The sequence below is a fragment of the Lysinibacillus xylanilyticus genome, assembly GCF_001183605.1.
Taxonomy (GTDB): domain Bacteria; phylum Bacillota; class Bacilli; order Bacillales_A; family Planococcaceae; genus Lysinibacillus; species Lysinibacillus xylanilyticus.
The window spans coordinates 1-5,390 of the sequence record NZ_LFXJ01000012.1 but is presented as its reverse complement, the minus strand read 5'-3'; the positions used below and the strand labels follow the sequence as shown (position 1 = coordinate 5,390).

The window sequence follows — 5,390 nt, the reverse complement described above, 5'->3', positions numbered from 1 at the left end:
TGAAAGGGCGGTGTCTTAACCACTTGACCAAGGGGCCATCGTTTGGAATGAAAAATCCTTAAAGTGCTGGCGGAGAGTAAGGGATTTGAACCCTTGAGACAGTGTTAACCGCCTACACGATTTCCAATCGTGCTCCTTCGGCCACTCGGACAACTCTCCAAGAATGGCTCCGAAGGCAGGACTCGAACCTGCGACAACCTGATTAACAGTCAGGTGCTACTACCAACTGAGCTACTTCGGAATAATTTTATCATATAGCCTAGCGACGTCCTACTCTCACAGGGGGAAGCCCCCAACTACCATCGGCGCTAAAGAGCTTAACTTCCGTGTTCGGTATGGGAACGGGTGTGACCTCTTTGCCATCATCACTAGACTATTTTAAAGACAAGATTCATTATAACACATTCTTGTTATAATTGCAAGCTTTTTTAAAGAAAAACTTTCNTAATACGATCCGTATAAGCAAGCATTTCTTCATCGTGTGTCACCATTAAAGTAGTAATGTTTAACGTTTTAGTCAAATCTCTAATTAGCAACATAACCTCTTTTGATCTTTGTGAATCTAAGCTTGCTGTTGGTTCATCTGCGAAAAGAACTTTCGGTTTATGAATGATTGCTCGGGCAATGGCAATACGTTGCTTCTCGCCACCTGACAATGACGAAGGATAAGCCACTTTTCGATGATCCATCCCTACTAATTTTAGGATTCGATTAACTTCATTTTTTTGTTCCTGCTTTTTTAATTTTGATTCCGAAACATCTAGCATTAGCAGTAGTTGCTCCTCAACTGTAAGAAAAGGTACAAGGTGTGCAAACTGAAAGACAAACCCAAACTCACTTGCTCGTACTTTTCGAACCTCTTCAGAGTTCATGATAGACATATTTTTCCCTTCAAATATTACGTGCCCATCTGATGCAGGCTGAAGTCCAGCAGCTATTGTCAGAAGTGTACTCTTACCAGATCCAGATGCACCGACCAATGCAGTTATTTCCCCTTCATTTAGAGAAAGATCTATGCCTTTAAGTATTTCTTCCTCTATCTCGCCATTCTTAAACGTTTTTCTAACTTCATCGATTTTAAATAAAGTCATATTAAGCCTCTCCTTGCTGTATCGCTTGTAATGGTTGAATTTTTTTAATTTGGATACCTGAAATTGTAGCACCAATAAATCCAATAATTAAGAATACAATCGATAATTGCGTTGTTGTCGCAATTGTTAAAGTGAAAGGCATTCCTTTTGGCGCTATCAGATTAAATGCTTGGCTAAAGGCTACCGACAAAATAAGTGAAATAACTGTAATGATAGCCATCTGTGTCCATATCATTTTGAATAATTTACTCGTTTTCACACCAATGGCTTTCAAAATTCCGTATAAACCAATTTTTTGAACGTTCATCATATAGAAGAAGATAGCAAACAGCATCCCACTAATGACTATTAAAAACCAAACAATCATATTTAAAGACATTTGTTCTGCATTATAACTTGGAATTGTATTAAGAAACTCTTTATTCGAAAATGATTCTAATCCAGCAAATTCTTTTGAAGAATCTCCGTCTGGCGCGAAAATCATCTGCATTTCATCAACACGGTAAATTTCTTTATAATCTTGTTCATTAATATAGGCAACAGGTGCATGACTATATTTCTTTTGGTCGACAAATCCTTTTACTACAAACTTGCCACTAAATTGATTATTCGTTAATGTATCTCCTACTTTAATTCCTTTATCTTTCATTGAACTATCTAATACGACTTCATTATGTTTCACATTTTCAAATAAATCTGACTCGGTAGATGTAACAAAGGCAACGCTTTGTTGCTTATTGTCCTTATCATTTAAAAAGCCCATTTGTAATGAAAAAGCTACTGCATCTTTTTCTTTGCTCAATATTTCATTTTGTGTACTGCTATCTATTTTTGACAGATTATAAGTTTGATCTGCATCCTTATTCATATAAAATTGACCTTGTGGTAAATCCTTGATTAGAGCGGCATTATCTTGTGACAATCCATTCGCCAAACCAGAAATAATAAAAGTTAAAAAACTAACTAGAAAAACAATCGAACCTAATATTAAAAATCTTACTTTATTCTTCTTAATTTCTTTCCATGCAAGATTCATAGTTAACTCCTCCATTCCTTTTTACATCCTTATCATAAAATCCTTAAATGAACGGAAGATGAACTAATTATTAAAAGTGAGATGTTTTTAACAAAAAAGCTCGTAAACCTTTTCTTTTTGGTTTACGAGCTGATCTAATATTCATCATTATTATAGTAGTAGGCTTTTTCCCTTTGTCTGTACATTATGCAACCAACCACTTCATACATTTACAGATTTATTGGTCATCTAAGTGAATAACTGCCTTTTTATAATATTTCGGGTTTTCCTCTACCCTTGATTCGTACAAAATCACTTCTTTCACTGGAAATTCAGGAAGCTGAAACTCTTCTTTTAGCAATTCTTCGAATAGAAATTTACCGAATGCCTCATCCCATTTTCTCGCAACAGTTATATGTGGTGTAAAAGGCTTCATATCTAATTCAAATCCAGCTTTAATACAATCACGGTATACTATGTCTCTCACAAAATTTAATTGCTCAGATTCGAGCAGATCCACCCATAAAATTCTTGGATATTCTCTTCTTCCAAAAGTATTGAATCCTTGAATTATTAATTCGAATGGAGGAACATTCTGAAGATTTTTTTCCATTTCAACCATCACATCCTGTAATTGCTCTTCATCCGCATGACCTAAAAAAGCCAATGTGATATGATAATCTTCCTGATGAACCCATCGTTTAAAATGAAAATCTGTCTTCATTCCTTCACATCTCACTTTAAGAGCTGCTTTAATGTATGAAGGAAGTGGAACTGCAATAAAAAAGTGTCTGTTCATAATCATATCCTCTCTATTCATCGTAAATGCTACTTATCAGGCATTATGTCTTTTCCTACAATAATTTAACCATTACTACTCATGCTAAAGCCGCGAAGACTACCCAGGTAAAAGGAAAACATTCTTTCCATTTAAATAACCCACTTTGCTTTTTAGCTGAGTTAGCCATAACCTTCATTTCTATATTCTTTCTCACTTTATAATGATAACATGTAAAGAGAGGTGGTCTAAATGGAACAACAAGATTATTATCAAAATTTTCTAAAAAGACTTTGTAAAGCACACAATATTTCTCCTCGAAAACCTAGATTTATTGAAGTTGAAGATGTGGTTACTATTAATATTAAAAATCATTTGAAAGAAGGAGTAGATTTGGAATGTTTTAAAATTCTAAATCTTATTTATCAAACGGTTGGACCTTTAGGTATAAAATTTAATCAGCAATTACTTTTATATCCGGGTGGAAATAGATTGGATAGAGTAACAGTAACCTTTTCCAAAAAGGATTATATAGCTTTAAACAAAAAATTAGAAAGTGGTGAAATAAATTAAGGGTAGCTTAATGCTACCTTTTATTAATAATCCTAAATGGACCAGCAACAAATAAAATTGAACGCAACAAACTCGCCATTACTTTTTCATCTCGTCACCCCCTTGTTATTATTGATTTCTACCATATCACTCATTAAAAAAGCATACAAATCAATCTTTGTTGGCTTTCGATCATATTTTGAGAAATGCTTTTTTTGAAATTTTAAATTCACATATGATATAAAAGAGTTTTAGACTAATATTATTTAAAATTCTGTACTATGTATAAGCAATCTATGGTTCGTATAAAAAAATCCTCTCAAAAAATACATTTTGAGAGGATCTTAAATGTTTTCTACAAACAAAAAAAGAACCCTTGTAATCAAGGATTCTTTACTAAATATGATACCGGTGGTCGGGGTCGAACCGACACTCCAAAGGAACACGATTTTGAGTCGTGCGCGTCTGCCAATTCCGCCACACCGGCATAATGGAGATAAAAAAAATCGGAAAATCCGATTAAGAAATAAATTATGGAGGCGGCAACCGGATTTGAACCGGTGATAAAGGTGTTGCAGACCTGTGCCTTACCACTTGGCTATGCCGCCATAATAATTGGAGCGGAAGACGAGGTTCGAACTCGCGACCCCCACCTTGGCAAGGTGGTGTTCTACCACTGAACTACTTCCGCAATAAATGGCTGGGGTACCTGGATTCGAACCAGGGCGTGACGGAATCAAAATCCGTTGCCTTACCGCTTGGCTATACCCCAAAAGTTAAATATATAAATGGGGCGACTGATGGGAATCGAACCCACGAATGCCTGAACCACAATCAGGTGCGTTAACCACTTCGCCACAACCGCCATATTACTATATATTTTATTGTTTTAAATTAAATGGGGCGACTGATGGGAATCGAACCCACGAATGCCTGAACCACAATCAGGTGCGTTAACCACTTCGCCACAACCGCCATGAAATTAATTAATTGGCAGGGGCAGTAGGAATCGAACCCACATCAAAGGTTTTGGAGACCTCTATTCTACCGTTAAACTATGCCCCTATGAATAAAAAACTGGTGGAGGGGGACGGATTCGAACCGCCGAACCCTAAGGAGCGGATTTACAGTCCGCCGCGTTTAGCCACTTCGCTACCCCTCCGGAAAAGCCATGGTGCCGGCGATAGGAGTCGAACCCACGACCTACTGATTACAAGTCAGTTGCTCTACCAACTGAGCTACACCGGCAAAAAAATATGGTGGGTCAGGACGGAATCGAACCGCCGACACTTAGAGCTTCAATCTAATGCTCTACCAACTGAGCTACTGACCCATATTTTTAAAAAAATGGCGGTCCCGACCGGGATCGAACCGGCGATCTCCTGCGTGACAGGCAGGCATGTTAACCGCTACACCACGGGACCATTTTGGTTGCGGGGGCCGGATTTGAACCAACGACCTTCGGGTTATGAGCCCGACGAGCTACCACTGCTCCACCCCGCGATAATAAGGTGATTTATTTAAATAATGGTGGAGGATGACGGGCTCGAACCGCCGACCCTCTGCTTGTAAGGCAGATGCTCTCCCAGCTGAGCTAATCCTCCATCTGGGTATTAAAAATGGTGACCCCTACGGGATTCGAACCCGTGTTACCGCCGTGAAAGGGCGGTGTCTTAACCACTTGACCAAGGGGCCATCGTTTGGAATGAAAAATCCTTAAAGTGCTGGCGGAGAGTAAGGGATTTGAACCCTTGAGACAGTGTTAACCGCCTACACGATTTCCAATCGTGCTCCTTCGGCCACTCGGACAACTCTCCAAGAATGGCTCCGAAGGCAGGACTCGAACCTGCGACAACCTGATTAACAGTCAGGTGCTACTACCAACTGAGCTACTTCGGAATAATTTTATCATATAGCCTAGCGACGTCCTACTCTCACAGGGGGAAGCCCCCAA

Annotated in this window: 4 protein-coding genes, 18 tRNA genes and 1 rRNA gene; 1 reads left to right on the top strand and 22 read right to left on the bottom strand. The window is 38.5% G+C overall.

Annotated features, from left to right (window positions below; all coding sequences use genetic code 11):
- Positions 1–67: 67 nt before the first annotated feature.
- The 6 genes from ACZ11_RS22980 to thpR all read right to left on the bottom strand — a co-directional run bounded on the left by ACZ11_RS22980 (position 68) and on the right by thpR (position 2,905).
- A tRNA-Ser gene (locus ACZ11_RS22980) sits at positions 68–159 on the bottom strand.
- Between the two features lie 5 nt (positions 160–164).
- Positions 165–241: transfer RNA gene (locus ACZ11_RS22975), tRNA-Asn, on the bottom strand.
- Positions 242–257: 16 nt separating this feature from the next.
- Positions 258–373 (bottom strand): 5S ribosomal RNA (gene rrf / locus ACZ11_RS22970).
- 72 nt (positions 374–445) lie between these two features.
- Positions 446–1,091: ABC transporter ATP-binding protein (locus tag ACZ11_RS22965; RefSeq protein ID WP_236690933.1), on the bottom strand; the 646-nt coding region annotated here is incomplete at its 3' end.
- A gap of 1 nt (position 1,092) precedes the next feature.
- Positions 1,093–2,127, bottom strand: a complete 1,035-nt coding sequence (locus tag ACZ11_RS22960) for an ABC transporter permease (RefSeq protein WP_049668879.1) — start codon at positions 2,125–2,127, stop codon at positions 1,093–1,095.
- Positions 2,128–2,344: 217 nt separating this feature from the next.
- Complete coding sequence (gene thpR, locus ACZ11_RS22955; protein ID WP_049668878.1) at positions 2,345–2,905, bottom strand: RNA 2',3'-cyclic phosphodiesterase; 561 nt, start codon at positions 2,903–2,905, stop codon at positions 2,345–2,347.
- 231 nt (positions 2,906–3,136) lie between these two features.
- On the opposite strand from thpR, the gene ACZ11_RS22950 reads away from it, so the two are divergent.
- Positions 3,137–3,457, top strand: a complete 321-nt coding sequence (locus ACZ11_RS22950) for a hypothetical protein (protein ID WP_049668877.1) — start codon at positions 3,137–3,139, stop codon at positions 3,455–3,457.
- A 385-nt stretch (positions 3,458–3,842) separates the two neighbouring features.
- Here the strand turns inward: ACZ11_RS22950 and ACZ11_RS22945 are convergent.
- The 16 genes from ACZ11_RS22945 to ACZ11_RS22870 form a co-directional block, all read right to left on the bottom strand.
- Positions 3,843–3,923 (bottom strand) — tRNA-Leu (locus ACZ11_RS22945).
- Between the two features lie 47 nt (positions 3,924–3,970).
- A tRNA-Cys gene (locus ACZ11_RS22940) sits at positions 3,971–4,044 on the bottom strand.
- 8 nt (positions 4,045–4,052) lie between these two features.
- Positions 4,053–4,127 (bottom strand) — tRNA-Gly (locus ACZ11_RS22935).
- Between the two features lie 6 nt (positions 4,128–4,133).
- Positions 4,134–4,208 (bottom strand) — tRNA-Gln (locus tag ACZ11_RS22930).
- Positions 4,209–4,225: 17 nt separating this feature from the next.
- A tRNA-His gene (locus ACZ11_RS22925) sits at positions 4,226–4,301 on the bottom strand.
- 34 nt (positions 4,302–4,335) lie between these two features.
- Positions 4,336–4,411, bottom strand: a tRNA-His gene (locus tag ACZ11_RS22920).
- A gap of 16 nt (positions 4,412–4,427) precedes the next feature.
- Positions 4,428–4,501: transfer RNA gene (locus ACZ11_RS22915), tRNA-Trp, on the bottom strand.
- 13 nt (positions 4,502–4,514) lie between these two features.
- A tRNA-Tyr gene (locus ACZ11_RS22910) sits at positions 4,515–4,598 on the bottom strand.
- A 10-nt stretch (positions 4,599–4,608) separates the two neighbouring features.
- Positions 4,609–4,684, bottom strand: a tRNA-Thr gene (locus ACZ11_RS22905).
- A gap of 9 nt (positions 4,685–4,693) precedes the next feature.
- A tRNA-Phe gene (locus ACZ11_RS22900) sits at positions 4,694–4,769 on the bottom strand.
- A 15-nt stretch (positions 4,770–4,784) separates the two neighbouring features.
- Positions 4,785–4,860: transfer RNA gene (locus tag ACZ11_RS22895), tRNA-Asp, on the bottom strand.
- Between the two features lie 4 nt (positions 4,861–4,864).
- Positions 4,865–4,939, bottom strand: a tRNA-Met gene (locus ACZ11_RS22890).
- 25 nt (positions 4,940–4,964) lie between these two features.
- Positions 4,965–5,040: transfer RNA gene (locus ACZ11_RS22885), tRNA-Val, on the bottom strand.
- A gap of 16 nt (positions 5,041–5,056) precedes the next feature.
- A tRNA-Glu gene (locus tag ACZ11_RS22880) sits at positions 5,057–5,131 on the bottom strand.
- Between the two features lie 30 nt (positions 5,132–5,161).
- Positions 5,162–5,253, bottom strand: a tRNA-Ser gene (locus ACZ11_RS22875).
- Between the two features lie 5 nt (positions 5,254–5,258).
- Positions 5,259–5,335, bottom strand: a tRNA-Asn gene (locus tag ACZ11_RS22870).
- Between the last annotated feature and the right edge of the window lie 55 nt (positions 5,336–5,390).